This window comes from Vibrio sp. Y10_XG_PY6 (assembly GCF_024181795.1).
Taxonomy (GTDB): domain Bacteria; phylum Pseudomonadota; class Gammaproteobacteria; order Enterobacterales; family Vibrionaceae; genus Vibrio; species Vibrio diabolicus.
The window spans coordinates 242201-266379 of record NZ_JAMZAQ010000004.1; the positions used below are offsets into that span (position 1 = coordinate 242201).

Annotated in this window: 21 protein-coding genes and 9 tRNA genes; 27 read left to right on the forward strand and 3 right to left on the reverse strand. The window is 45.8% G+C overall.

Annotation, left to right across the window (positions count from 1 at the left end):
* The first annotated feature begins 6 nt into the window (after positions 1-6).
* From NL644_RS19715 to NL644_RS19755, 9 genes are all read left to right on the forward strand, one after another.
* Positions 7-83: transfer RNA gene (locus NL644_RS19715), tRNA-Met, on the forward strand.
* Between the two features lie 54 nt (positions 84-137).
* Positions 138-222: transfer RNA gene (locus NL644_RS19720), tRNA-Leu, on the forward strand.
* Between the two features lie 30 nt (positions 223-252).
* Positions 253-327 (forward strand) — tRNA-Gln (locus NL644_RS19725).
* 53 nt (positions 328-380) lie between these two features.
* Positions 381-465 (forward strand) — tRNA-Leu (locus NL644_RS19730).
* Between the two features lie 22 nt (positions 466-487).
* Positions 488-564, forward strand: a tRNA-Met gene (locus NL644_RS19735).
* 46 nt (positions 565-610) lie between these two features.
* Positions 611-695 (forward strand) — tRNA-Leu (locus NL644_RS19740).
* A gap of 29 nt (positions 696-724) precedes the next feature.
* Positions 725-809 (forward strand) — tRNA-Leu (locus NL644_RS19745).
* Positions 810-839: 30 nt separating this feature from the next.
* Positions 840-914: transfer RNA gene (locus tag NL644_RS19750), tRNA-Gln, on the forward strand.
* Positions 915-967: 53 nt separating this feature from the next.
* A tRNA-Leu gene (locus NL644_RS19755) sits at positions 968-1052 on the forward strand.
* Between the two features lie 135 nt (positions 1053-1187).
* Here the strand turns inward: NL644_RS19755 and NL644_RS19760 are convergent.
* Positions 1188-2366, reverse strand: coding sequence for a 2-octaprenyl-3-methyl-6-methoxy-1,4-benzoquinol hydroxylase (locus NL644_RS19760; protein ID WP_114323803.1), 1179 nt, complete (start codon positions 2364-2366; stop codon positions 1188-1190).
* Between the two features lie 257 nt (positions 2367-2623).
* On the opposite strand from NL644_RS19760, the gene miaB reads away from it, so the two are divergent.
* The 5 genes from miaB (at position 2624) to lnt (ending at position 8242) form a co-directional block, all read left to right on the forward strand.
* Entirely contained in the window at positions 2624-4048 is a 1425-nt protein-coding gene (miaB, locus tag NL644_RS19765; protein WP_005391310.1) for a tRNA (N6-isopentenyl adenosine(37)-C2)-methylthiotransferase MiaB, read from the forward strand.
* 73 nt (positions 4049-4121) lie between these two features.
* A complete protein-coding gene (locus NL644_RS19770; RefSeq protein ID WP_114323804.1) occupies positions 4122-5219 on the forward strand; it encodes a PhoH family protein in 1098 nt (365 codons plus the stop codon).
* Between the two features lie 2 nt (positions 5220-5221).
* Positions 5222-5686 carry an rRNA maturation RNase YbeY gene (gene ybeY / locus NL644_RS19775; RefSeq protein ID WP_253658722.1) on the forward strand — a complete coding sequence of 155 codons (465 nt, stop codon included), beginning with the start codon at positions 5222-5224 and terminating at the stop codon, positions 5684-5686.
* A 105-nt stretch (positions 5687-5791) separates the two neighbouring features.
* A complete protein-coding gene (corC, locus tag NL644_RS19780; RefSeq protein ID WP_005384118.1) occupies positions 5792-6691 on the forward strand; it encodes a CNNM family magnesium/cobalt transport protein CorC in 900 nt (299 codons plus the stop codon).
* Between the two features lie 33 nt (positions 6692-6724).
* Complete coding sequence (gene lnt, locus NL644_RS19785) at positions 6725-8242, forward strand: apolipoprotein N-acyltransferase (protein ID WP_114323806.1); 1518 nt, start codon at positions 6725-6727, stop codon at positions 8240-8242.
* 84 nt (positions 8243-8326) lie between these two features.
* Here lnt and NL644_RS19790 read toward each other — a convergent pair whose 3' ends face one another.
* Complete coding sequence (locus NL644_RS19790) at positions 8327-8797, reverse strand: zinc ribbon-containing protein (protein WP_005373024.1); 471 nt, start codon at positions 8795-8797, stop codon at positions 8327-8329.
* A gap of 153 nt (positions 8798-8950) precedes the next feature.
* On the opposite strand from NL644_RS19790, the gene leuS reads away from it, so the two are divergent.
* The 12 genes from leuS (at position 8951) to lipA (ending at position 21483) form a co-directional block, all read left to right on the forward strand.
* A complete protein-coding gene (gene leuS, locus NL644_RS19795; RefSeq protein ID WP_005391313.1) occupies positions 8951-11524 on the forward strand; it encodes a leucine--tRNA ligase in 2574 nt (857 codons plus the stop codon).
* A gap of 152 nt (positions 11525-11676) precedes the next feature.
* Positions 11677-12216 (forward strand): LPS assembly lipoprotein LptE, encoded by a 540-nt coding sequence (gene lptE, locus NL644_RS19800; RefSeq protein WP_005373019.1) that lies wholly within the window; start codon positions 11677-11679, stop codon positions 12214-12216.
* 5 nt (positions 12217-12221) lie between these two features.
* A complete protein-coding gene (gene holA, locus NL644_RS19805; RefSeq protein ID WP_046874295.1) occupies positions 12222-13241 on the forward strand; it encodes a DNA polymerase III subunit delta in 1020 nt (339 codons plus the stop codon).
* An 88-nt stretch (positions 13242-13329) separates the two neighbouring features.
* Positions 13330-13647, forward strand: coding sequence for a ribosome silencing factor (rsfS, locus tag NL644_RS19810; RefSeq protein WP_005373015.1), 318 nt, complete (start codon positions 13330-13332; stop codon positions 13645-13647).
* A 4-nt stretch (positions 13648-13651) separates the two neighbouring features.
* Positions 13652-14122, forward strand: a complete 471-nt coding sequence (gene rlmH / locus NL644_RS19815) for a 23S rRNA (pseudouridine(1915)-N(3))-methyltransferase RlmH (protein ID WP_017821762.1) — start codon at positions 13652-13654, stop codon at positions 14120-14122.
* Between the two features lie 29 nt (positions 14123-14151).
* A complete protein-coding gene (gene mrdA, locus NL644_RS19820; RefSeq protein ID WP_005391316.1) occupies positions 14152-16068 on the forward strand; it encodes a penicillin-binding protein 2 in 1917 nt (638 codons plus the stop codon).
* The gene (rodA, locus tag NL644_RS19825; RefSeq protein WP_005391317.1) at positions 16068-17189 is read left to right on the forward strand and encodes a rod shape-determining protein RodA; all 1122 of its coding nucleotides are present in this window, start codon (positions 16068-16070) and stop codon (positions 17187-17189) included. Before mrdA ends, rodA begins: the two co-directional genes overlap by 1 nt.
* Positions 17190-17191: 2 nt before the next feature.
* Complete coding sequence (locus NL644_RS19830) at positions 17192-17995, forward strand: septal ring lytic transglycosylase RlpA family protein (RefSeq protein ID WP_012842068.1); 804 nt, start codon at positions 17192-17194, stop codon at positions 17993-17995.
* Between the two features lie 90 nt (positions 17996-18085).
* Complete coding sequence (locus NL644_RS19835) at positions 18086-19264, forward strand: serine hydrolase (RefSeq protein ID WP_012842069.1); 1179 nt, start codon at positions 18086-18088, stop codon at positions 19262-19264.
* A gap of 139 nt (positions 19265-19403) precedes the next feature.
* Positions 19404-19682 (forward strand): DUF493 family protein YbeD, encoded by a 279-nt coding sequence (ybeD, locus tag NL644_RS19840; RefSeq protein ID WP_005384135.1) that lies wholly within the window; start codon positions 19404-19406, stop codon positions 19680-19682.
* A 176-nt stretch (positions 19683-19858) separates the two neighbouring features.
* Positions 19859-20521, forward strand: a complete 663-nt coding sequence (gene lipB, locus NL644_RS19845; RefSeq protein WP_005391320.1) for a lipoyl(octanoyl) transferase LipB — start codon at positions 19859-19861, stop codon at positions 20519-20521.
* A complete protein-coding gene (gene lipA, locus NL644_RS19850; RefSeq protein WP_005391329.1) occupies positions 20518-21483 on the forward strand; it encodes a lipoyl synthase in 966 nt (321 codons plus the stop codon). Before lipB ends, lipA begins: the two co-directional genes overlap by 4 nt.
* 448 nt (positions 21484-21931) lie before the next feature.
* Here the strand turns inward: lipA and glyA are convergent, their stop codons facing one another.
* The gene (gene glyA, locus NL644_RS19855) at positions 21932-23182 is read right to left on the reverse strand and encodes a serine hydroxymethyltransferase (RefSeq protein WP_005391333.1); all 1251 of its coding nucleotides are present in this window, start codon (positions 23180-23182) and stop codon (positions 21932-21934) included.
* Between the two features lie 347 nt (positions 23183-23529).
* Between glyA and NL644_RS19860 the strand changes: the two genes are divergently transcribed.
* A complete protein-coding gene (locus tag NL644_RS19860; RefSeq protein ID WP_031780204.1) occupies positions 23530-24132 on the forward strand; it encodes a YitT family protein in 603 nt (200 codons plus the stop codon).
* The last annotated feature ends 47 nt before the right edge of the window (positions 24133-24179 follow it).

Sequence of the window (24179 nt, forward strand, 5' to 3'; positions counted from 1 at the left end):
TAAAATGGCTACGTAGCTCAGCTGGTTAGAGCACATCACTCATAATGATGGGGTCACAGGTTCGAATCCCGTCGTAGCCACCATAAACAACGTTATTTAGGTTTTTACCAATTACCTTGATAACTACAGAATAAGTTGCGGAAGTGGCGGAATTGGTAGACGCACCAGATTTAGGTTCTGGCGCCGCAAGGTGTGAGAGTTCAAGTCTCTCCTTCCGCACCATTATTAAAGCCTCTTTTATTAGAGCAATGTAGGGCTATCGCCAAGCGGTAAGGCAGCGGCTTTTGATGCCGCCATTCCCTGGTTCGAATCCAGGTAGCCCTGCCATACACAACGATATTGAGATTTTACCAATTATCTTGATATCTACAGATCAAGTTGCGGAAGTGGCGGAATTGGTAGACGCACCAGATTTAGGTTCTGGCGCCGCAAGGTGTGAGAGTTCAAGTCTCTCCTTCCGCACCATTATTGATCAAAAGTTTAAAATGGCTACGTAGCTCAGCTGGTTAGAGCACATCACTCATAATGATGGGGTCACAGGTTCGAATCCCGTCGTAGCCACCATTGATTGGATTGCTAGCATAAGCTATCAGTCACGTAGATTTAAGATGCGGAAGTGGCGGAATTGGTAGACGCACCAGATTTAGGTTCTGGCGCCGCAAGGTGTGAGAGTTCAAGTCTCTCCTTCCGCACCATCTTAAATTAATCTACACTATCAGAATACGCGGAAGTGGCGGAATTGGTAGACGCACCAGATTTAGGTTCTGGCGCCGCAAGGTGTGAGAGTTCAAGTCTCTCCTTCCGCACCATTATTTAAGTCTCTTTTATTAGAGCAATGTAGGGCTATCGCCAAGCGGTAAGGCAGCGGCTTTTGATGCCGCCATTCCCTGGTTCGAATCCAGGTAGCCCTGCCATACACAACGATATTGAGATTTTACCAATTATCTTGATATCTACAGATCAAGTTGCGGAAGTGGCGGAATTGGTAGACGCACCAGATTTAGGTTCTGGCGCCGCAAGGTGTGAGAGTTCAAGTCTCTCCTTCCGCACCATTATCGGAAAACCCAGCATGATTTTGCTGGGTTTTTTCTTTTTTTGGTTCTGGACTCGGGAAATCATTAGATTTGCCGAATTAAAAAAGCGAGCTCATGGCTCGCTTTTTTTCTATCTGTGATTTTAGTAGCTTACTACATACCTAACGCGTATTTCAGTACTTGAGCCTTAATTGGCCCTGAGTTTTCAGCAAGCTTCAATGCAGCATTACGTACGAACTTCAATGGCCCAAGATCGTTGCTAAAACCTTTATAGAAAAAGTCCATGCCCGTCTGCATGAGTAAGTTGTCAGGTCGACGTGCGCGTTCGTATTTCGCGAGTAAGGTATCTTCCAGCTTTTCTTGGTGTTCTGTTACCGAAAGGAGAACGTCTACATCTTTGAAGCCTAAGTTTACCCCTTGCCCTGCAAGCGGGTTAATCGTATGGGCAGAGTCACCCACTAACACGCAATTTTTGCTTGAGTAGCTTTGCGCATGACGACGAGTGAGTGGGAATGAGCCAAACTGTAAAACTTCAATATCGCCCAATTCAGCAGGGAAATGACGTAAGATTTCTTCCCTCAGTTGAGGTTTACCCATCGCACACAGTTGTTTAATGCGTTTTGGCGAGTCATACCAAACCAACGAACCTTGGCCTACTTCTTGACCGTCTTCATTAGTCAAAGAGCACAAAGGTAAAAATGAACGCGGGCCTGAAGGAGTAAATTGTTGCCAAGTGATATCTTGCTGTGGCAATTCTGTTTTCACGTTAATCAACATGCAGTGTTGTCGGTAATCCCACGCAGTCACACCAATTCCAGCCAATTGACGAACTTTAGAGTTTGCACCATCAGCACCAATTACCCAGTTAGCTTCAAACTGCACCCCACTTTCTAGTGTCACAAGGTTTACATCTGCAAACTCAATGTATTTTAATCGCTCGGGACACATCACGGTTACATTGTCATACTGAGAGAAGACTTGCCAAAGACCTAATTGGATTAGGCGGTTTTCAACGATATAACCTAGCTGCTCCAATGACAGTTCATCAGAGTGAAAACGAGTACGGCACTCCGGGTGCTCCCAAGTTTCTAAACGCCGATAAGGGCAAACTCGCATACTTTTAATTTCTGACCATGCGCCGAGTGAATCAAGTAACTCCACCGACTGGTGCGAAATCGCAGATACGCGAATATCCATCGCCTGAGCGGCATCAAAAGCTTTGGGTTTTGCACCTTCAACCAAGACAACGCTTCTGCCCTGCTTGGCAAATCCAACAGCGACGGCTGCCCCAACCATACCGCCACCGATCACGGCGATGTCATACTTGTTCATTTTTTACTCTTCATCGTGCTGATTAATTGGCGTTTTTTATTGTACTTTCCATGGCTATTTTTACAAAATTGTTTAACAAAAAACCTTGTTCTGCATAGGGCGAAAAACTAGATTTCATCAGGCTTTGCAGAGAATTAGCCAGATCACTAGTCAGGTGCTTTTTAAAGCAGTACAATACGCCGCTTACCGCCGTGATGGCGGCTATAATTTGAGCAATAGCTCTCCAATTTAAGTACAACTGAACGAGCGAAAGTGAGATGAGTAAGAAACTGCTAATTAAAACCTGGGGCTGCCAGATGAACGAATACGATTCATCAAAAATGGCCGACCTGCTTAATGCTGCAAACGGCTACGAGCTGACGGAAGAGCCAGAGGAAGCAGACGTACTTCTACTTAACACCTGTTCGATCCGTGAAAAAGCGCAAGAGAAAGTTTTCCACCAGCTTGGCCGCTGGAAAACACTAAAAGATAAAAAACCTGGCGTAGTTATCGGTGTAGGTGGTTGTGTAGCAACGCAAGAAGGTGACCATATTCGTGAACGTGCACCATACGTCGACGTTATTTTTGGCCCACAAACTCTGCACCGCCTACCTGAGATGATCAAACAATCTCAGTCGGATGACGCACCAGTTATGGACATTTCGTTCCCAGAGATCGAAAAATTCGACCGCCTACCAGAACCTCGCGCTGAAGGTGCGACAGCATTCGTTTCTATTATGGAAGGCTGCTCGAAGTACTGTACTTACTGTGTCGTACCGTACACTCGTGGTGAAGAAGTAAGCCGTCCAATGGACGATGTACTGTTCGAAATCGCACAGCTTGCTGAACAAGGCGTACGTGAAGTAAACCTACTGGGTCAAAACGTAAACGCGTACCGCGGTCCAACACACGACGGTGAAATCTGTTCATTTGCAGAACTGCTTCGTTTGGTTGCGTCTATCGATGGTATCGACCGTATTCGTTTCACAACGAGCCACCCGCTAGAATTCACTGACGACATCATCGCGGTTTACGAAGATACGCCTGAGCTTGTGAGCTTCCTGCACTTACCTGTGCAAAGTGGTAGTGACCGTATCCTAACTATGATGAAACGCCCTCACACCGCTATCGAGTACAAGTCGATCATCCGTAAACTGCGTAAAGCTCGTCCTGATATTCAAATCAGTTCAGACTTTATTGTTGGTTTCCCTGGTGAGACAGACAAAGACTTCCAAGACACAATGAAGCTAATCAAAGATGTAGACTTTGACATGAGCTTCAGCTTCATCTTCTCTCCACGTCCAGGTACGCCAGCAGCGGATTACCCTTGTGATGTATCAGAACAAGTGAAGAAAGAGCGCCTTTACGAACTACAGCAAACTATCAATGCTCAAGCGATGCGTTACTCTCGCTTAATGCTTGGCACAGAACAACGTGTTCTAGTTGAAGGTCCTTCGAAGAAAAACCTAATGGAACTGCGCGCTCGTACAGAAAACAACCGTGTAGTAAACTTTGAAGGTAGTGCAGACCTAATTGGTCAGTTCGTTGATGTGAAGATCGTAGACGTATTTGCGAACTCACTGCGTGGTGAGCTAGTACGTACTGAAAAAGACATGGATCTTCGTAGTGTGATTTCCCCAACGCAGATGATGGCGAAAACACGTCGCGAAGATGAGCTGGGTGTAGCTACTTTTACGCCATAAGCTCGTATAAATAGCCATGGAGAGCCTGGTCGTTATCAGGCTCTCACTAAGTGGCAAAAAATGAGAGGCAACATTGAGTAATAAAATCGTAACTCTAGAAATTAACCTAGAACCTTCCGACAACCGCCGACTTGCTATCCTGTGCGGTCCATTCGATGACAACATCAAGCATTTAGAACGTCGTCTAGGCGTTGAAATTAACCACCGTAGTGACCATTTTACAATTGTCGGTAAACCTCATACCGCATCAGCTGCGCTGGATATCCTGAAAACTCTGTATGTTGATACCGCGCCTGTACGAGGTGAGATCCCAGACATTGAGCCTGAACAGATCCATCTAGCAATTAAAGAGTCTGGTGTTCTTGAGCAGAATACTGAGTCTAATATCGAGCATGGTAAAGAAGTCTTCGTCAAAACCAAGAAAGGCGTGATCAAACCACGTACGCCAAACCAAGCTCAGTACTTGGTTAATATGGTCACGCATGATATTTCTTTTGGTATTGGCCCAGCTGGTACAGGTAAAACTTATCTTGCTGTTGCAGCAGCAGTTGACGCACTAGAGCGCCAAGAGATCCGTCGTATTCTATTGACGCGCCCTGCGGTTGAAGCCGGTGAGAAACTGGGCTTCCTACCTGGTGACTTAAGCCAGAAAGTCGACCCATACCTACGTCCGCTATACGATGCCCTATTTGAAATGTTGGGCTTTGAGCGCGTAGAGAAGCTGATTGAACGTAACGTGATTGAGGTAGCCCCTCTTGCTTACATGCGTGGTCGTACTCTAAACGACGCTTTCATCATTCTTGATGAGAGTCAGAACACCACGGTTGAGCAGATGAAGATGTTCCTAACACGTATTGGTTTTAACTCTCGCGCAGTTATCACTGGTGACGTCACGCAAATCGACTTACCTCGTGGTGCAAAATCAGGTCTTCGTCATGCTATTGAAGTACTAAGCGAAGTCGACGACATCAGCTTTAACTTCTTCTTAGCAGACGACGTTGTACGTCATCCTGTGGTTGCTCGTATCGTTAACGCGTATGAGAAGTGGGAAGCACAAGACCAGAAAGAGCGTAAAGAGTTCGAGAAGCGTCGTCGTGAAGAACGCGATGCGAAGTTACTAGAAGCAGCAAAAGCCGAACTGAATGCACAAGTTGCTTCCACTAAGGAATAATCATGGCGATTGAACTTGATCTGCAACTGGCAGTCGAAAATGAAGAAGGGCTGCCTTCGCAGCAAGATTTCCAATTGTGGCTAGATAAGACGATTCCTCTCTTCCAGCCACAAGCCGAAGTCACCATTCGCATTGTGGATGAACAAGAAAGTCACACGCTTAACCATGAGTATCGTGGTAAAGATAAACCGACCAATGTGTTGTCTTTTCCATTTGAAGCCCCTCCAGGTATGGAAGTAGATTTACTTGGCGACTTAATTATTTGCCGCCAAGTCGTTGAAAAAGAGGCAATTGAACAGAACAAGCCTCTGTTAGCACATTGGGCGCATATGGTTGTACATGGCAGCTTGCATCTGCTAGGTTATGATCATATTGAGGATGACGAAGCCGAAGAGATGGAGTCCCTCGAAACCGAAATCATGCAAGGTATGGGCTATGAAGACCCTTACATTGCTGAAAAAGAGTAGCCATTGGCTATTCAGCAGGGAAAGGCGAACCACCTAAATGATTCTCGTGTTCGCCTCTCTATGTGTGCTATCACACTTCTGATAGCGTTACTTAATTGAGAAACAATGAACGAAGATAATTCTCCCTCTTCTAACGAAGATAAGAAAGAAAAGGCAGAAGGTCCGAGTAGAAAGTCCTTCTTTGAACGTCTAGGTCAATTATTTCAGGGCGAACCAAAAGATCGCCAAGAGCTTGTGGATGTTATCCGTGACTCTGAAGTCAATGACCTGATTGACCATGACACCCGCGATATGCTTGAAGGTGTTATGGAAATCTCCGAAATGCGCGTGCGTGACATTATGATCCCGCGTTCGCAAATGGTTACGGTTGAGCGTACTCACGACCTTGATACCTTGGTTGCCTTGATTACCGATGCTCAACACTCTCGCTACCCTGTGATCAGCGAAGATAAAGACCATGTGGAAGGCATTCTTCTTGCGAAGGACTTACTTAAATACTTAGGCTCAGGCAGTAATCCATTTGATATCGAAGAAGTTATTCGACCAGCCGTTGTGGTACCGGAAAGTAAACGCGTTGATCGACTGCTGAAAGAGTTCCGTGAAGAACGTTATCATATGGCCATTGTTGTCGATGAATTCGGTGGTGTTTCTGGTCTTGTGACCATTGAAGATATCCTTGAAGAAATCGTCGGGGATATCGAAGATGAATTCGATGAAAGCGAAGAGACAGACATTCGTAAGCTTAGCAAGCATACGTTTGCTGTCAGAGCGCTGACAACCATCGAAGAGTTTAATGAGACATTTGGAACTAACTTCAGCGATGAGGAAGTAGATACCGTTGGTGGCATGGTCATGACTGCCTTTGGTCACTTACCTTCTCGTGGTGAACTGGTTGAAATTGAAGGTTACAACTTCAAAGTCACCGCTGCCGATAACCGTCGTGTCATTCAACTCCAAGTGACGATCCCAGACGAAGAAACCCTGGTTGAAGCCACTCAAGAGTAACGCGATACCCATTGGGAATCTCAGAAAATTATAATGATGAATGAACTCTTTCATCGCCTCAAGCGGCCCTTAGTGGCCGCTTTTGTTGGCGCCTCTACTACGCTCGCTTTTGCACCTTACCAGTTGTGGCCTATTGCCATTCTTAGCCCAGCTATTCTACTGATTCTTCTTGCTAACCAAACACCGAAACGCGCACTGTGGATTGGCTATGCTTGGGGGTTAGGTCAATTTGCAACTGGCGTTAGCTGGGTGTACGTCAGTATCTCCGGCTTTGGTGGCATGCCACTGATTGCCAATTTATTTTTAATGGGCTTGCTTGTCGCCTACTTGGCTGTTTATTCAGGCTTATTTGCTTGGCTCAACAACAAGCTATTTCCTCAATTCACACTCACAAAAGCGCTTCTCGCTGCGCCCGCTTTATGGCTAATCAGTGATTGGTTGCGTGGTTGGGTGATGACCGGCTTCCCTTGGTTATGGCTAGGTTACAGCCAGATTGATGCTCCACTAGCAAGCTTTGCGCCTATCGGTGGCGTGGAACTGCTCACTCTGTTTGTCCTTATTAGTGCGGGGGCATTAGCCTATGCTTGGGTTCATAAACAGTGGCTGATGGTGGTTATTCCCGCGGTATTACTCAGCACAGGCTTTGGGATTCGAAACTACGATTGGGTAACACCTCGGCCAGAAGACACGACTAAGCTCGCGCTGATTCAAGGTAACGTTGACCAAAACCTTAAGTGGCTGCCAAGCCAACGTTGGCCAACCATCATGAAATACGCCGATCTCACTCGTGAAAACTGGGACGCTGATATTATCGTCTGGCCAGAAGCTGCAATTCCTGCTTTTGAAATTGAAGTGCCTTCATTTTTGAGCAATATCGACAGCGCAGCAAAAATGAATAACAGCGCAATCATCACTGGTGTCGTCAACCAAGCTGAAGATCGACAGTTCTACAACAGTATCCTATCCCTTGGCATCACACCATACGGTGACTACAGTTTCGACTTGAGCGAACGCTACCATAAGCATCACTTGTTACCGTTTGGTGAGTTTGTTCCATTTGAAGATATTTTGCGCCCATTAGCGCCATTCTTTAACTTGCCGATGTCGTCGTTTAGCCGGGGAGCTTTTGTGCAGCCCAACATCGTTGCGAATGGCATGCACATGGCACCAGCGCTTTGCTATGAGATCATCTTTAATGAACAAGTGCGTCAAAATGTGACTGACGAAACGGACTTCATTCTAACGTTATCAAACGACGCATGGTTTGGTCACTCTATCGGCCCTCTTCAGCATATGGAGATCGCCCGTATGCGTGCCTTAGAATTAGGTAAACCGCTCATCCGCTCGACGAACAATGGATTAACAGCGGTAACCGATCACAAGGGAAAAATCGTTGAGCAAGTACCGCAGTTTGAAACTGCAGTGCTACGCGCAGAGCTCACCCCAACCAATGGGAAAACGCCATATCGAATCGTAGGTACTTGGCCATTGTATATTTGGGTGGGATTAAGTTTAGCGCTGGCTTTCGGTTTAAGAAGAAAACAGAGCTGATAACAGCTTGAAAGTAGAAAAGACAAAAAAGAGGCGACCAAGCCTCTTTTTTATTCATTGCATTATACAGTCGTTACGCGCCATTTATGGCTTTAATGACTGGCGAGTAAAGCCTTTGTGACCACATTTAATACACGGAATGATTACAGTTGGGTGGTTATACGTTGTCTTGTGACCACACTCATCACAGACCAAAGTGCCTAAGCCTATCACCTCTCCTGCTTCATATAGCCCTTGATGCTCTAAGTCATCGAACAACTCAACCCACTCAACTTTAGTTCGGTCTGTAATCTCTAACAGCCCTTGCCATATCGAATCCGCAATCGTTAAGTAAAACGGGCCGCTTTTACTGTCCTCGTAACTCTCTGAAAACTCTTTTAAGTCTGCTTTAAGGTATGCTTTGATTAAAGCTAATTCATCTTTGGTCAAGTCATTAGCAGCATCCACCACTTTGCCCGACGTCTCAATCGCTTTGTTAACTTCTTCCGGACTGTGCTTCAAGGTTTCAATCACATCCTCGAGCATTTCCTCATAACCTGTTTTACGTTTAGGCATAACTGACCTCCATCTTTCTCCTACCTGCGTCACTTAAGGGCGCATGGGTACAGATTGGCTATTGTTGTGATCCCTAGCTTTAGGTATTCTATGACGATCTATTTAAGTCTGTTCTAACCGAACTCACAAATTCCAAGATAACGGATACCATCGATGCAAGAACAATACAACCCACAAGATATTGAACAAAAAGTTCAAAAGCACTGGGATGACAACAAAACCTTTGTTGTAAGTGAAGACCCAAATAAAGAAAAATTCTACTGTCTATCCATGTTCCCATACCCAAGTGGTCGACTGCACATGGGTCACGTGCGCAACTACACTATCGGTGATGTAGTATCTCGTTTCCAACGCCTACAAGGCAAAAACGTGATGCAACCAATCGGTTGGGACGCATTCGGTCTACCAGCAGAAAACGCAGCAGTAAAAAACAAAACTGCGCCAGCACCTTGGACTTACGAAAACATCGAATACATGAAGAACCAACTTAAGCTTCTAGGCTTTGGTTACGATTGGAACCGTGAATTCGCAACTTGTACACCGGAGTACTACCGCTGGGAGCAAGAGTTCTTCACTAAGCTTTACGAGAAAGGTTTAGTTTACAAGAAGACTTCTTCTGTTAACTGGTGTCCTAACGACCAAACTGTTCTTGCAAACGAGCAGGTTGAAGACGGTTGTTGCTGGCGTTGTGATACGCCTGTAGAGCAAAAAGAAATCCCTCAATGGTTCATCAAAATCACTGAATATGCTCAAGAGCTACTAGACGACCTAGATAAGCTTGAAGGTTGGCCTGAAATGGTAAAAACCATGCAGCGCAACTGGATTGGCCGCTCTGAAGGCGTTGAGCTGAAGTTTGAAGTTAAGGGTCAACAAGACCTAGAAGTTTACACGACACGTCCAGATACGCTAATGGGTGTGACTTACGTGGGCATCGCAGCCGGCCACCCTCTTGCAGCTCTTGCTGCAGAGAACAACCCAGAGCTTGCAGCGTTTATCGACGAATGTAAGAACAACAAAGTTGCAGAAGCTGAGCTAGCGACAATGGAGAAGAAAGGTATGGCTACTGGCCTTACTGCTATTCATCCATTGAACGGCCGTGAAGTACCAGTATACGTAGCAAACTTCGTATTGATGGACTACGGTACAGGCGCTGTAATGGCAGTACCTGCGCATGACCAACGTGACTACGAGTTCGCAACGAAGTACGGTCTAGACATCGTGCCAGTTATCAAGCCTGCTGATGGCAGCGAGCTCGACATCTCTGAAGCAGCATACACTGAGAAAGGCGTACTATTCGATTCTGGTGAGTTCGACGGCCTAGAATTCCAAGCGGCGTTCGATGCAATTGCAGCAAAGCTAGAAGCAGAAGGTAAAGGCACTAAGACTGTAAACTTCCGTCTACGCGACTGGGGTGTATCTCGTCAACGTTACTGGGGCGCACCAATCCCAATGGTAACGACTGAAGACGGTGAAGTTCACCCAGTACCCGCTGACCAACTACCAGTGATTCTTCCAGAAGACGTGGTAATGGACGGCGTAACCAGCCCAATCAAAGCAGATAAAGAATGGGCGAAGACCACATTCAACGGCGAACCTGCTCTACGTGAGACAGATACGTTCGATACGTTCATGGAATCTTCTTGGTACTACGCGCGTTACTGTTCACCGCAAGCAGACGACATCCTAGATCCAGAAAAAGCAAACTACTGGCTACCAGTAGACCAGTACATCGGCGGTATCGAGCACGCTTGTATGCACCTACTGTACTCTCGCTTCTTCCACAAGTTGCTACGTGACGCGGGCTACGTAACGTCTGACGAACCGTTCAAGCAGCTACTGTGTCAAGGCATGGTACTGGCAGACGCGTTCTACTTCGAGAACGAGAAAGGCGGTAAAGAGTGGGTAGCTCCAACAGACGTAGCCGTTGAACGTGATGGTAAAGGCCGCATTACTTCTGCTAAAGACACTGAAGGTCGCGATGTAACGCACTCAGGCATGATCAAGATGTCTAAGTCTAAGAACAACGGTATCGACCCTCAAGAAATGGTAGACAAGTACGGCGCTGACACAGTACGTCTATTCATGATGTTCGCGTCTCCAGCAGACATGACGCTTGAATGGCAAGAGTCTGGCGTAGAAGGTGCGAATCGCTTCCTGAAACGTGTTTGGAAACTAGTGAAAGAGCACACAGCGAAAGGCGCAGCAGAAGCAGTAGATACCGCAGCGCTTTCTGGTGATCAAAAAGCACTTCGCCGTGACGTTCACAAAACTATCGCGAAAGTGACGGACGATATCGCTCGTCGTCAAACATTCAACACCGCGATCGCAGCGATCATGGAGCTGATGAACAAACTAGCGAAAGCGCCTCAAGAATCTGCGCAAGATCGTGCAATCCTTGACGAAGCACTGAAAGCTATTGTTGTCATGCTTTACCCTATCACTCCGCATATCTCATACGAGCTATGGGCAGCACTAGGTGAAACAGACATTGATAACGCGGCATGGCCGACGTTTGACGAAAAAGCGCTAGTTGAAGACGAAAAAACTATCGTTGTTCAAGTTAACGGTAAGCTACGTGCGAAGCTAACAGTCCCAGCGGATATCTCTAAAGACGATATCGAACAGCTTGGTCTAAACGACGAAAACGTGGTTAAGTTCACTGATGGCCTGACTATTCGTAAAGTCATTTACGTTCCAGGTAAACTGCTGAACATCGTTGCAAACTAATCACAGCTTGCAATTTGTCTCTGTTTAGCGAACTTATTTGTTAACCAAGAGTCATTAAACAGGGTAGTTCGCTACCCTGTTTATTTACCTCAAACCATTCACATGAGTGGTTTAAGGTAAATAACCCCTTCAATTTAGGATGAATACAATCAATGCGCTTTTTCTCTTTGATTAAACTACCAGTGGTATTGGTATTAGCGGGGCTTCTTTCTGCCTGTGGTTTTCACCTTCGCGGCGAGTATTCCGTACCGGAAGAGCTGCACACTATGTCTTTCTCCAGCTACGATGAATACAGTGAATTAACTCGCTATGTTCGCTCTCAACTCGAACTAAACAAAGTTGAACTTGTTCAACCATCATCGACTGTACCCAACCTTCATTTGACGGAAGCGACTATCGATGAGCGTACACTGTCTCTGTATCAAAATAGCCGTGCAGCAGAAAAAGAGCTGACATACGTAGTAAAATACCGTGTGACGATTCCTGGCTATGGCTCTAAAAACTTTACGACAACAGTAAACCGCAACTACCTAGACAACCCGTTGACGGCACTTGCAAAATCTGTTGAACGTGACGTAATTGAAGACGAGATGCGCTTGCAAGCTGCAAAACAGATGATGCGCCAGTTGGGCCGTATTCGTGCCGAATATGAAGCAGGACAAATCTCTGAGCCAGCGAATACAAACTCTTAATCACTATGCGAATTTATGCCGATAAATTAACGGATCATTTAACTAAACACGTTAAACAAGTTTACCTAATCTTTGGTAATGAGCCGTTACTGATTCAAGAGAGCCGCCAAGCAATCCAAAAGGCAGCGTTTCAACAAGGTTTTGAGGAAAAACACCGTTTTGCGGTAGACGCAAGCATCGACTGGAATCAAGTTTACGATTGCTTCCAAGCGATGAGCCTGTTCTCAAACCGTCAATTGATCGAGCTTGAAATTCCAGAGAGTGGCGTGACAACCGCCGTCAGCAAAGAGCTGCAAACACTGTGTGATATGCTGCATGATGACATCATGCTCGTCATTGTTGGTAGCAAACTGACCAAAGCCCAAGAAAATGCGAAATGGTTCAAAGCATTAAGCTCAAAAGGCGACTGGGTAAGCTGTTTGTCGCCAGATCTACAACGCTTACCTATGTTCATTCAGACACGTTGCCGCACGTTGGGACTAAAACCCGATCAACAATCACTGCAAATGTTGGCTCAATGGCATGAAGGTAACCTATTTGCATTGTCACAAAGCTTAGAGAAATTGGCCCTACTCTACCCGGATGGTGAGCTGACTATCATACGTTTAGAGGAAGCCCTAAGTCGCCATAATCACTTCACTACGTTTAACTGGATCGACGCCTTACTGGCAGGTAAAGCAAACCGTGCACAACGTATTCTTCGCCAACTTGAGGCGGAAGGGGTCGAGACCGTGATCTTGATTCGAAGTGTACAAAAAGAGTTGAGCCAACTTTTAAATATGCATCAAGACTTAACTCAAATGGGAATGAACCAGGTATTTGAGAAATATCGAGTTTGGCAAAACAAGCGTCCACTCTATAACGCAGCACTGACCCGCTTATCGGCGAGTCGTATTTGTGCATTGCTCTCCTTGTTGGCTCAAGCAGAGATAAAAGCCAAAACTCAATATGACGAGTCTGTATGGCCAACTATTCATCAGTTGAGCTTAGAAACCTGCTCTCCTGATATTAAGCTGGCAATTTAAAAATCAAAGCGTGATATAGTGCGCGACCTGTTTTGCAAGCAAGAATGTAAAACACTGTAGAGATAAGAGACAAACCGAGGAAAACCGAGTGCTTCGCGAAGAACTGAAAGACTTTTTAGCTGATAAAGCCGACGACATGAAAGCGGAAGACATTATCGTCCTAAATGTGGAAGATAAATCAAGCGTTACAGATTACATGATCATCTGTACTGGCACATCCAAACGCCACGTTTCATCCATCGCTGACCACGTTGCAACAGAAGTGAAAAAAGCCGGTCTTGAGCCACTAGGAATGGAAGGTGAAAACGAAGGTGAATGGGTAGTCCTAGATATGGGCGACGCCATGCTTCACGTGATGCAAGAAGAGCACCGCGAACTCTACCAGCTAGAAAAACTCTGGGGTTAATCTTTTGAAAATTCAACTAATTGCTGTTGGCACAAAAATGCCAAAATGGGTTGAGGAAGGCTTTCAAGAATATCGTCGCCGTTTCCCACATGATATGCCATTGGAGTTGATTGAAATCTCTGCTGGCAAACGTGGAAAAAATGCCGATATCGCTCGCATCCTGCAAAAAGAAGGGGAAGCGATGCTCGCTGCGGTACCAAAAGGCAACCGTATCGTCACGTTAGATATCCCAGGTAAAAAATGGGACACTCCTCAACTTGCTGAGCAGTTAGAAGCTTGGAAATTAGATGGCCGTGATGTATCAATCTTAATCGGCGGTCCTGAAGGACTCGCTCCTGCATGCAAAGCTGCAGCAGACCAAAGCTGGTCATTGTCTGCCTTAACGCTACCCCACCCTTTAGTGCGTATCGTAATGGCAGAAAGCTTGTACCGAGCGTGGAGCATCACCGCGAACCATCCTTACCACCGCGAATAATCGTTGTTTAACTTTAGAGCCAAGCGTTAATGATTCGTAAGCGCCGCAGTCAAATCCGAGATTATCAAGCCGAAGCGCGTCTGTTTGCCAGCCGCGCTATTGTCGCTTTTATCGGCATTGTTCTCTTGATGGGAGCTCTGGTCGCCAATATGTACAACATTCAGGTGAACCAGTTTCAAGATTATCAAACCCGCTCGAACGATAACCGTATCAAAGTGGTTCCTATCGCGCCTAACCGAGGTCTGATTTATGATCGAAATGGTGTTTTACTGGCAGAGAACCGTCCCGTCTTTAACTTAGAACTGACTCCAGAAAAAATTAAAGACATTGATGCAACCATCCAAGAACTACAAACCATTCTGGAAATTACCCCAGATCAGATTGAACGTTTCCACCAAGAGCGTAAACGGACTCGTCGATTTAAGTCGGTCCCACTGCTTACCCAACTGAACGAAAAACAAGTAGCGGTATTCTCCGTCAATCAGTACCGCTTTCCTGGTGTAGAAATAAGTGCGACCTTAAAGCGCTACTACCCTTTCAGCGAAGTCTTAACCCACGTGATTGGTTACGTTTCTCGAATCAATGATCGCGACATGCAGCGCCTGATCCGAGAAGAAAAAGACGCAAACTATCAAGCCACTCGCGACATTGGTAAGCTAGGTATTGAAAAATACTACGAAGACCTCTTACACGGTACAGCCGGGTATCAAGAAGTCGAGGTAAACAGCCGCGGCCGAGTAATTCGTACCTTAAAGTACGTTCCACCTGTACCCGGAAAAGACATCGTTTTAAACCTTGATATCAACTTGCAGTTGTACGTACACCAATTGTTGGACGGCCGCCGAGGCAGTGCTGTAGTGATCGATCCTAGAGACAACGGCGTACTGGCTATGGTTTCAAGCCCTAGCTACGACCCTAACTCGTTTGTGCACGGAATCTCAGGTAAAGACTATCGTGCCCTTTTGAACGATAAAAACCGTCCTCTGGTCAACCGCACCACACTTGGCATTTACCCACCTGCGTCTACCATCAAGCCATTTATGGCGGTAGCCGCGCTGCAAGAAGGCGTCGTCACACCTAACACCACACGAAATGATCCTGGTTATTGGCGCATACCAAACTCTAACACACGTCCGTTCCGGGACTGGTTGCGTTGGGGGCACGGACGCGTCGATATCATTAAGTCGATCGAAGAGTCTGTTGATACTTTTTACTATCAAATCGCTTATGACATGGGTATTGACCGTATTTCGAATTGGATGATGATGTTCGGTTTTGGTGATTACACTGGCATCGATATCTACGAAGAAAGTAAGGCGAATATGCCGACTCGTGACTGGAAAATGTCTCGCCATAAAACCCCGTGGTACAAAGGCGATACGATCCCTGTGGGTATCGGCCAAGGTTATTGGACAGCAACACCAATGCAAATCGCCAAAGCGACCTCCGTATTAGTAAATGAGGGAGAAGTGATCGCACCTCACTTACTAAAAGCGACGATAGAGAACGGCAACGACTTCGAAGAACAACAAACAACAGAATACGTGACTTACCCGCCAATCAAGAATGTACCGAAAAAGTACTGGGATATGGCGAAAGAAGGCATGCGTCGTGTAAACCATGGCACGCGCGGAACAGCTCGCCGCTCATTCTACAAAATGAGTTATCAAACAGCGGGTAAATCAGGTACTGCACAGGTCTTCGGTCTGGGTGAAAACGAAGAGTACAACGCCGATGAGATCGCCGAGCACTTACGTGACCATGCGTTATTTACTGGCTTTGCACCATTTGATGATCCTAAAGTGGTCGTCACTGTAGTACTAGAAAACGCCGGCGGTGGTTCTAGCAACGGTGCCCCAGTAGTAAGGAAAATTTTTGACCGAGTCGTTCTAGGCCCAGAAGAAATTGAGCCTGAAAACAATGCGAAGAAAGAGGTAAAACAGTAATGAAGATGGATCCCTCTACAGGTAAAAATCGCGCCCTGTTTGAACGCTTCCATATCGACTTACCACTCCTACTTGGCATATTGGCCCTGATGGGGTTTGGCCTCGTGATCATGTACAGCGCTAGTGGCCAAAGTTTACTGATGATGGATCGCCAAGCTATGCGGATGGTGCTTTCACTCGTTGTGATGATCGTTCTTGCGCAGCTTTCTCCACGAACCTACGAGAGCCTGGCACCTTTGATGTTCGTCGGCGGCGTCATACTGCTCTTTGGCGTGCTGTTTTTCGGTGAAGCATCTAAAGGCGCACAGCGTTGGCTTAACCTCGGTTTTGTGCGCTTTCAACCTTCCGAGTTATTGAAGCTCGCGGTGCCATTAATGGTGGCACGCTATGTTGGTCGACAGCCCCTTCCGCCAACGCTAAAAACACTCATCGTTGCACTGATTATGGTCTGCTTGCCAACCATCCTCATTGCAAAACAGCCTGACTTAGGGACCTCTATTCTAATCGCCGCTTCCGGTATTTTTGTTATCTTCCTCGCGGGCATTAGTTGGAAAATCATCGCAGGTGCTGCGATTGCACTGGGTGGTTTCATTCCGATTTTGTGGTTTTTCTTGATGCGTGAGTATCAAAAAGTACGAGTTCGTACTCTGTTTAATCCAGAGTCTGACCCGCTAGGTGCGGGCTACCACATTATTCAGAGTAAAATTGCGATTGGCTCCGGTGGTATTTCCGGCAAAGGTTGGTTGCAAGGTACGCAGTCACAACTGGAATTTCTTCCTGAACGACACACTGACTTTATCTTTGCAGTAATTGCTGAAGAATGGGGTATGATTGGCTTCCTTTGCCTTTTAGCCATCTATCTATTTATTATTGGACGAGGTTTATACCTCGCCAGCCAAGCGCAAACCGCATTTGGACGAATGATGGCAGGCAGTATTGTACTCAGCTTCTTCGTGTATATTTTTGTAAATATTGGCATGGTAAGTGGCATCCTACCTGTAGTAGGTGTACCGTTGCCACTCATTAGTTATGGCGGCACATCAATGGTAACTTTGATGGCTGGCTTTGGTATTCTGATGTCAATTCATACGCACCGAAAAGCATTCTCTAAGGCGACCTAGACATGCAAAAACGCGCTTTATATTCCTTGGTTTTCTCAGCTCTTATTTTGGCAGGCTGTTCATCCACCAGCCAAAAAACGCAAGACGGCCGTTACGAACTCGAATCCGATGTTGCACCTGATACACCGCTTTCAGTCGAACACATCGAGGATGCGCACCCTAAATATGAACCTTACAGCTTAGGTGGCAACAAGGATTACCACTTGCGCGGAAAAGACTACAAGATAGTTCGCGATGCCAAAGGCTTTAAAGAAAAAGGCCGCGCATCTTGGTATGGGAAGAAGTTCCAAGGTCATTTGACTTCTAATGGCGAAATCTATGATATGTACTCAATGACGGCTGCGCATAAAACGCTACCGTTACCAAGTTACGTAAAAGTTACTAATACTGACAACGGCAAAACTACCGTAGTACGAGTTAATGACCGAGGTCCGTTTCACGATGGCCGTATTATCGATTTAAGCTATGCCGCAGCACATAAGTTAGATGTGATAAAAACAGGTACAGCGAACGTGGAAATTGAAGTAATCAGTATCAATCAGCCCACGGATAAAAAATCATTAGAAGCGCACCCTAAGTACGTTATTCAGGTGGCATCATCAAAAAATGAAGAACGCGCACGAACTTTAGGGACAGAGCTTGGTCAAAAACTGGATACAGAAACTTTCCTAGAAAATGCGAAAGAGTCTTATCGCTTGTTGTTAGGGCCATTTACTGACTATTCCCTGACGCAAGCCACTCTAGATAAAGTAAAGTTGCTCGGCTATTCGTCTGCATTTATTAAAAAACACAACACTGCCAAATGACCTAGTGTCATGAATTTCTCCTCGATCCCCTCTTACATAGCTGGGGATTCTGATAAGATGTCCGCAGTTAACCCAAAAATTTGAATTACCATGAATAAAAATAAGTTTGTGAAATCTATTCTCGTTTCTTCGGTTGCCCTTTCTGCAACTTTCGCTCAATCTGCTCTTGCATCACCTATCGTTGTTCCAGATGCCCCTCAAATCGCGGCGAAGGGCTACGTACTGATGGATTACCATTCAGGTAAAGTACTGGCAGAGAAAGAGATGAACACAAAATTGTCTCCAGCTAGTCTGACTAAGATGATGACCAGCTACGTAATCGGCCAAGAACTAGCGCGTGGTAATATCTCAGAAGATGACGATGTCACCATCAGTAAAAATGCATGGGCGAAAAACTTCCCTGAATCATCAAAAATGTTCATTGAAGTGGGCACGACTGTAAAAGTACGTGACCTAAACCGCGGTATCATCGTCCAATCTGGTAACGATGCCTGTGTAGCGATGGCTGAACACATTGCAGGCTCAGAAGATGCGTTTGTTGACCTAATGAACGCTTGGGCCAACACACTAGGTATGACGAACTCGCACTTTGCCAACGTTCATGGTCTAGATAACGCTGAGCTGTACTCGACACCATACGACATGGCATTGCTAGGTAAAGCCCTGATCCGTGACGTACCAAATGAGTACCGCGTGTACTCAGAGAAGAAATTCACTTACAACGGCATCACCCAATACAACCGTAACGGTCTACTTTGGGATAAGAGCATGAACGTTGATGGCATCAAAACGGGTCACACAAGCAATGCGGGTTACAGCCTAGTAAGTTCAGCAACTGAAGGCCAAATGCGTTTGGTTGCGGTCGTTATGGGCACGAAAGATGCCAATGCTCGTAAGTCAGAAAGCAAAAAGCTACTAAGCTACGGCTTCCGTTTCTTCGAAACAGTAGCGCCGCACAAAGCGGGTGAAACGTTCGTTGAAGAAAAAGTGTGGATGGGTAACAAAGACACTGTAGCGTTGGGCCTTGACCAAGATACTTACGTAACACTACCACGTGGTGAAGCGAAAAACCTAAAAGCCAGCTTCGTCCTTGAAAAAGAGCTAGAAGCCCCAATTAATAAAGGTGATGTAGTTGGTAAGCTATACTATCAGATCGATGGTGAAGATATTGCCGAATACCCACTAATGGCACTAGAAACCGTAGAGCAAGGTAGTCTATTTAGCCGCATGTGGGATTACATCGTATTGTTATTCAAGAGCTTCTTCTAAGAAGGACGTTAGAGTAGCAAACTTATTCGCAAAGCCGCCTGAAAGGGCGGCTTTTTAAGTTTGAGATCCTCGTCTTGAGTTCCCCCTAATTTGACTGTACTATTTCGCACCGCAACGAATATCTACTGGAGTTATCGATATGCTAACCATCAACTCTGATGCAAAATTAAAAGACCTGCTTGAGTTCCCTTGTTCATTTACTTACAAGGTAATGGGTCATGCAAAGCCTGAACTTCCAGAGCTTGTTCTTGAAGTTATTCAGCGCCATGCTCCAGGTGACTACAGCCCGACCGTTAAACCAAGTGCTAAGGGCAACTACCACTCGGTATCAATCAACATCACTGCAACGTCTATCGAGCAAGTTGAGACGCTATACAAAGAGTTAGGTGAAATTGACATCGTGCGCATGGTTCTATAATTTTTTGATAGATTAAATTTTTTTTGAAAGCAGCTTCGGCTGCTTTCTTTTTATTTATCAACCAGATAACAAAACTTTACATCGCTTTCAGTTAAAAATCTGTTACTCAGCGGTAGAGCATCAGGGTTATCCGGTTTATAATCCAAAAACTTTATATATTAGCAACAGGAATTCCCATGCAACACCAACTTGTTGTAAAACGACTTGGCCGCCAAGACTATGAGCCTGTATGGAAGGCGATGCATGAGTTCACCGACCAACGCACAGAAGAAACCCCTGATGAAGTCTGGTTGGTAGAACATAACCCAGTATTTACGCAAGGTCAGGCAGGTAAAGCTGAGCACCTTATTAACACTGGTGACATTCCTGTTGTACAAAGTGATCGCGGAGGCCAGGTTACGTATCATGGCCCTGGTCAGTTGGTCGCCTATTTCTTGATCAACTTACGCCGCAAAAAATTAGGTGTACGAGATCTCGTTACCACTATCGAGAACCTCGTGATCAACACGCTAAAAGCATACAATATCGATTCGGCCGCGCGACCTGACGCACCAGGCGTTTACGTTGACGGTAAAAAAATATGCTCTCTCGGTTTACGCATTCGTAAAGGATGCTCGTTTCATGGCTTAGCCTTGAACGTAAATATGGATTTAACACCGTTTCTGCGTATTAACCCTTGTGGTTATGAAGGTATGGAAATGGTTCAGGTCAGCCAATTTGGCGGCCCAGACAATGTAGAAGCCGTAGAAAAACAATTAATAGAAGAACTCGTTACTTTGCTCGACTATGAGCAAGTAGAATTCAGCACAGAAGCACCTTCTCAAGGTAATAAAGCATGAGCAAACCAATCCAGATGGAAAAAGGCGTTAAATATCGTGACGCCGATAAAATGGCATTGATTCCCGTAAAGAACATGCCTACAGAGCAGAAAGAAGTGCTACGTAAGCCTGATTGGATGAAGATCAAGCTACCAGCCGACAGCCAACGAATTCAAGACATCAAGGCGGCGATGCGCAAGAATAAACTTCACTCCGTATGTGAAGAAGCATCTTGCCCTAACCTAGCGGAATGTTTTAACCACGGTACAGCTACCTTCATGATCCTAGGTGCCATTTGTACTCGTCGTTGTCCTTTCTGTGACGTTGCTCATGGCCGCCCATTACCACCGGAAGCAGAAGAGCCTCAAAAGCTGGCGAAAACCATCGCCGATATGAAGCTGAAATACGTAGTAATCACTTCTGTTGACCGTGACGATCTGCGTGATGGTGGTGCACAGCACTTTGCCGACTGTAACCGCGAGATCCGTGCATTAAACCCGCATATTAAGATTGAAACTCTGGTTCCTGACTTCCGTGGTCGTATGGACGTAGCGCTTGATCTAATGAAAGATAACCCGCCAGATGTCTTCAACCACAACCTAGAAACAGCGCCACGTCTTTACCGTAAAGCTCGCCCAGGTGCAAACTACAAGTGGTCGCTGGAGCTTCTTAAGAAGTTCAAAGAGCAGCATCCAGATGTACCGACCAAATCTGGTTTGATGATGGGTCTTGGTGAAACCAAAGAAGAAATCATCGAAGTACTGAAAGATCTACGCGCACACGGCGTAACGATGCTGACTCTAGGTCAGTACTTAGCGCCAAGCCGTCACCACTTGCCAGTAGAGCGTTACGTTCCGCCATCAGAGTTTGACGAGCTAAAAGAAGTTGCACTAGAGCTTGGCTTCACGCACGCAGCGTGTGGTCCATTTGTTCGCTCTTCTTACCATGCCGATATGCAGGCTCAAGGCATCGAGATTAAATAAGCACTCGCTTATTTTGAAGAGAAAAGGTTGGCTCAGTGCCAACCTTTTTTGTATCAGTCAAATGGTGATAAAAAGCCATTCTACCTCCGTCATTCTGAACAGCGAGGAACGGGCGTGATTGAGAATCAGTTTCCAACGTACTGATGATTTTTTGGGGAAACGCTGAGTAAAAGAGTGTGCCTCAACAAGATTCCTGATCTCGCCTAGGCTCGTCGGAATGACGCGGTTTGGATATATTGAAAGGGACAGTGTTGGTAGCCATCTCCTTATCACACACTCTTCGCTATATCTCATTCAAAACGCCAGACAAACAAAAAGGCCCTCAATTGAGGACCTTTAGTATATCAATGTTCAAAATAGACGAGTCGAGTTTTAGGAGAACACACGGAGTTTGCGCGAGCAAGTGAGTATGTTCGACACCGAAATCGACTCATTCTATGAAGAACAGTTAGGCGTAAACCGGTAGACGCTTACAAATTTCGAGCACTTTCTGTTTAGTCGCTTCGATAACTTCTTCGTTGCCGATGTTATCTAGAACGTCACACATCCAGTTTGCTAGCTCTTTTGCATCTTCTTCAGTGAAGCCACGGCGAGTGATCGCTGGCGTACCTACACGGATACCAGACGTTACGAATGGGCTGCGTGGGTCATTTGGTACCGAGTTTTTGTTCACTGTGATGTTTGCTGCACCTAGTGCCGCGTCTGCATCTTTACCAGTGATGTCTTTGTCGATCAGGTCTACAAGGAACAAGTGGTTTTCTGTGCCGTTAGATACGATTTTGTAGCCACGCTCTTGGAATTGACCAACCATTGCTTTTGCGTTTTTCACTACGCGAGCTTGGTAAGCTTTGAACTCTGGCTCCATCGCTTCTTTGAACGCTACTGCTTTACCAGCGATAACGTGCATTAGAGGGCCACCTTGACCACCAGGGAACACTGCTGAGTTCAGTTTCTTGTACATATCTTCGCCAGCATTTGACAAGATAAGACCACCGCGAGGACCTGCTAGTGTTTTGTGTGTTGTTGTTGTTACTACGTGAGCGTGTGGAACAGGTGTTGGGTATTCGCCTGCTGCGATAAGACCCGCTACGTGCGCCATATCAACGAAAAGGTAAGCATCTACTTTGTCAGCGATTTCACGCATGCGCTTCCAATCAACGATTTGCGAGTAAGCAGAGAAACCACCGATGATCATCTTAGGCTTGTGCTCAAGCGCTAGCTGTTCCATCTCGTCGTAGTTAATTTGACCCGCTTCATCGATACCGTAAGGGATAACGTTGTAGTGCTTACCAGAGAAGTTAACTGGAGAACCGTGAGTCAGGTGACCACCGTGCGCTAGGCTCATGCCTAGAACTGTATCGCCTGGGTTAAGAAGCGCCATGTAAACTGCGCTGTTTGCTTGAGAACCTGAGTGAGGCTGTACGTTCGCGTATTCACAACCGAACAGTTTGCATGCACGGTCGATAGCAAGTTGTTCCGCTTTATCTACGTACTCACAACCGCCGTAGTAACGCTTGCCTGGGTAGCCTTCAGCGTATTTGTTCGTTAGCTGAGAACCTTGCGCTTCCATTACACGTGGGCTTGTGTAGTTTTCAGAAGCGATAAGTTCAATGTGTTCTTCCTGGCGAAGAGTTTCTTCCTGGATAGCTGCGAACAGTTCCGCATCGTAATCTGCGATGTTCATATCACGCTTAAGCATCTGTATCTCCTGACTCAGATTAGTACTGAAAGTTGCAAAAAAACTGTTGAATGACCCTACGCAAACGTTTTCGTCACCCTAATGGCGCGCATTCTACATAATTTGATCTGGGTCATAAAGAGAAATTTACAATTTTTCTCATGCAGTTTTTTCATGATGGCAAGCAATCTGTATCACGCCCGCATTGCAATTGCATAACGACGATCTATTGCCTGTCAATTTTGTGCTTTACACCCTGTAAAACAGCAATTACATAGGTTTACCGTAAATTTTACCCTCTAGCTACCGAAAAGATCATCTTTTTACTACTATGCACGCCTTATTTATCACTAATGACTGCAACATTGATGGAAAAACACTCATTAAAAGAAGACTGGATAGCGATTCTCACGGGTACCTTTTTGGTAGCTCAAGGCGTTTTCTTTCTCCAATCCGCAAACCTCCTAACAGGGGGGACGACAGGATTGGCTCTGCTTATTAGCCAATTTACACCTTTTACGTTTGGTGTGCTGTACTTTTTAGCAAACAGTCCCTTTTACTTGCTAGCATGGAAACGCTTCGGCCGTCATTTCGCCATTAATAGTGCCATTTCTGGCGCTTTGGTTTCTATCTTTGCCGATCATCTTTATTTGCTAATCTCGCTCGAATCGGTAAATGAAGTTTATTGTGCCGTCGCAGGGGGGCTTTTAATGGGACTCGGTATGCTGATCTTGTTCCGACATCGCTCCAGCTTAGGTGGCTTTAACGTGCTGTGTTTATTTATTCAGGACAAATTTGGCATTTCAGTTGGCAAAAGCCAAATGGCAATCGATGCGTGCATTCTGTTTGCGTCATTCTTCTTTGTTACTCCAGAAGTAATTGGTCTTTCGATTTTGGGCGCGTTTGCACTGAATGTCGTGTTAGCGATGAACCACAAGCCTCATCGCTACTCCGTGACCTACGGTTCATAAACTTTTGATGATAATTGGAGCGCAATTTATAAGATTTCGCGCTCCAA

Bases quoted from the DNA above. Each gene is read 5' to 3' on its own strand.
- NL644_RS19760 (WP_114323803.1), bottom strand. From the start codon at position 2,366: ATGAACAAGTATGACATCGCCGTGATCGGTGGCGGTATGGTTGGGGCA.
- miaB (WP_005391310.1), top strand. From the start codon at position 2,624: ATGAGTAAGAAACTGCTAATTAAAACCTGGGGCTGCCAGATGAACGAA.
- ybeY (WP_253658722.1), top strand. From the start codon at position 5,222: ATGGCGATTGAACTTGATCTGCAACTGGCAGTCGAAAATGAAGAAGGG.
- corC (WP_005384118.1), top strand. From the start codon at position 5,792: ATGAACGAAGATAATTCTCCCTCTTCTAACGAAGATAAGAAAGAAAAG.
- lnt (WP_114323806.1), top strand. From the start codon at position 6,725: ATGATGAATGAACTCTTTCATCGCCTCAAGCGGCCCTTAGTGGCCGCT.
- NL644_RS19790 (WP_005373024.1), bottom strand. From the start codon at position 8,797: ATGCCTAAACGTAAAACAGGTTATGAGGAAATGCTCGAGGATGTGATT.
- leuS (WP_005391313.1), top strand. From the start codon at position 8,951: ATGCAAGAACAATACAACCCACAAGATATTGAACAAAAAGTTCAAAAG.
- lptE (WP_005373019.1), top strand. From the start codon at position 11,677: ATGCGCTTTTTCTCTTTGATTAAACTACCAGTGGTATTGGTATTAGCG.
- holA (WP_046874295.1), top strand. From the start codon at position 12,222: ATGCGAATTTATGCCGATAAATTAACGGATCATTTAACTAAACACGTT.
- mrdA (WP_005391316.1), top strand. From the start codon at position 14,152: ATGATTCGTAAGCGCCGCAGTCAAATCCGAGATTATCAAGCCGAAGCG.
- rodA (WP_005391317.1), top strand. From the start codon at position 16,068: ATGAAGATGGATCCCTCTACAGGTAAAAATCGCGCCCTGTTTGAACGC.
- NL644_RS19830 (WP_012842068.1), top strand. From the start codon at position 17,192: ATGCAAAAACGCGCTTTATATTCCTTGGTTTTCTCAGCTCTTATTTTG.
- NL644_RS19835 (WP_012842069.1), top strand. From the start codon at position 18,086: ATGAATAAAAATAAGTTTGTGAAATCTATTCTCGTTTCTTCGGTTGCC.
- ybeD (WP_005384135.1), top strand. From the start codon at position 19,404: ATGCTAACCATCAACTCTGATGCAAAATTAAAAGACCTGCTTGAGTTC.
- lipB (WP_005391320.1), top strand. From the start codon at position 19,859: ATGCAACACCAACTTGTTGTAAAACGACTTGGCCGCCAAGACTATGAG.
- lipA (WP_005391329.1), top strand. From the start codon at position 20,518: ATGAGCAAACCAATCCAGATGGAAAAAGGCGTTAAATATCGTGACGCC.
- glyA (WP_005391333.1), bottom strand. From the start codon at position 23,182: ATGCTTAAGCGTGATATGAACATCGCAGATTACGATGCGGAACTGTTC.
- NL644_RS19860 (WP_031780204.1), top strand. From the start codon at position 23,530: ATGGAAAAACACTCATTAAAAGAAGACTGGATAGCGATTCTCACGGGT.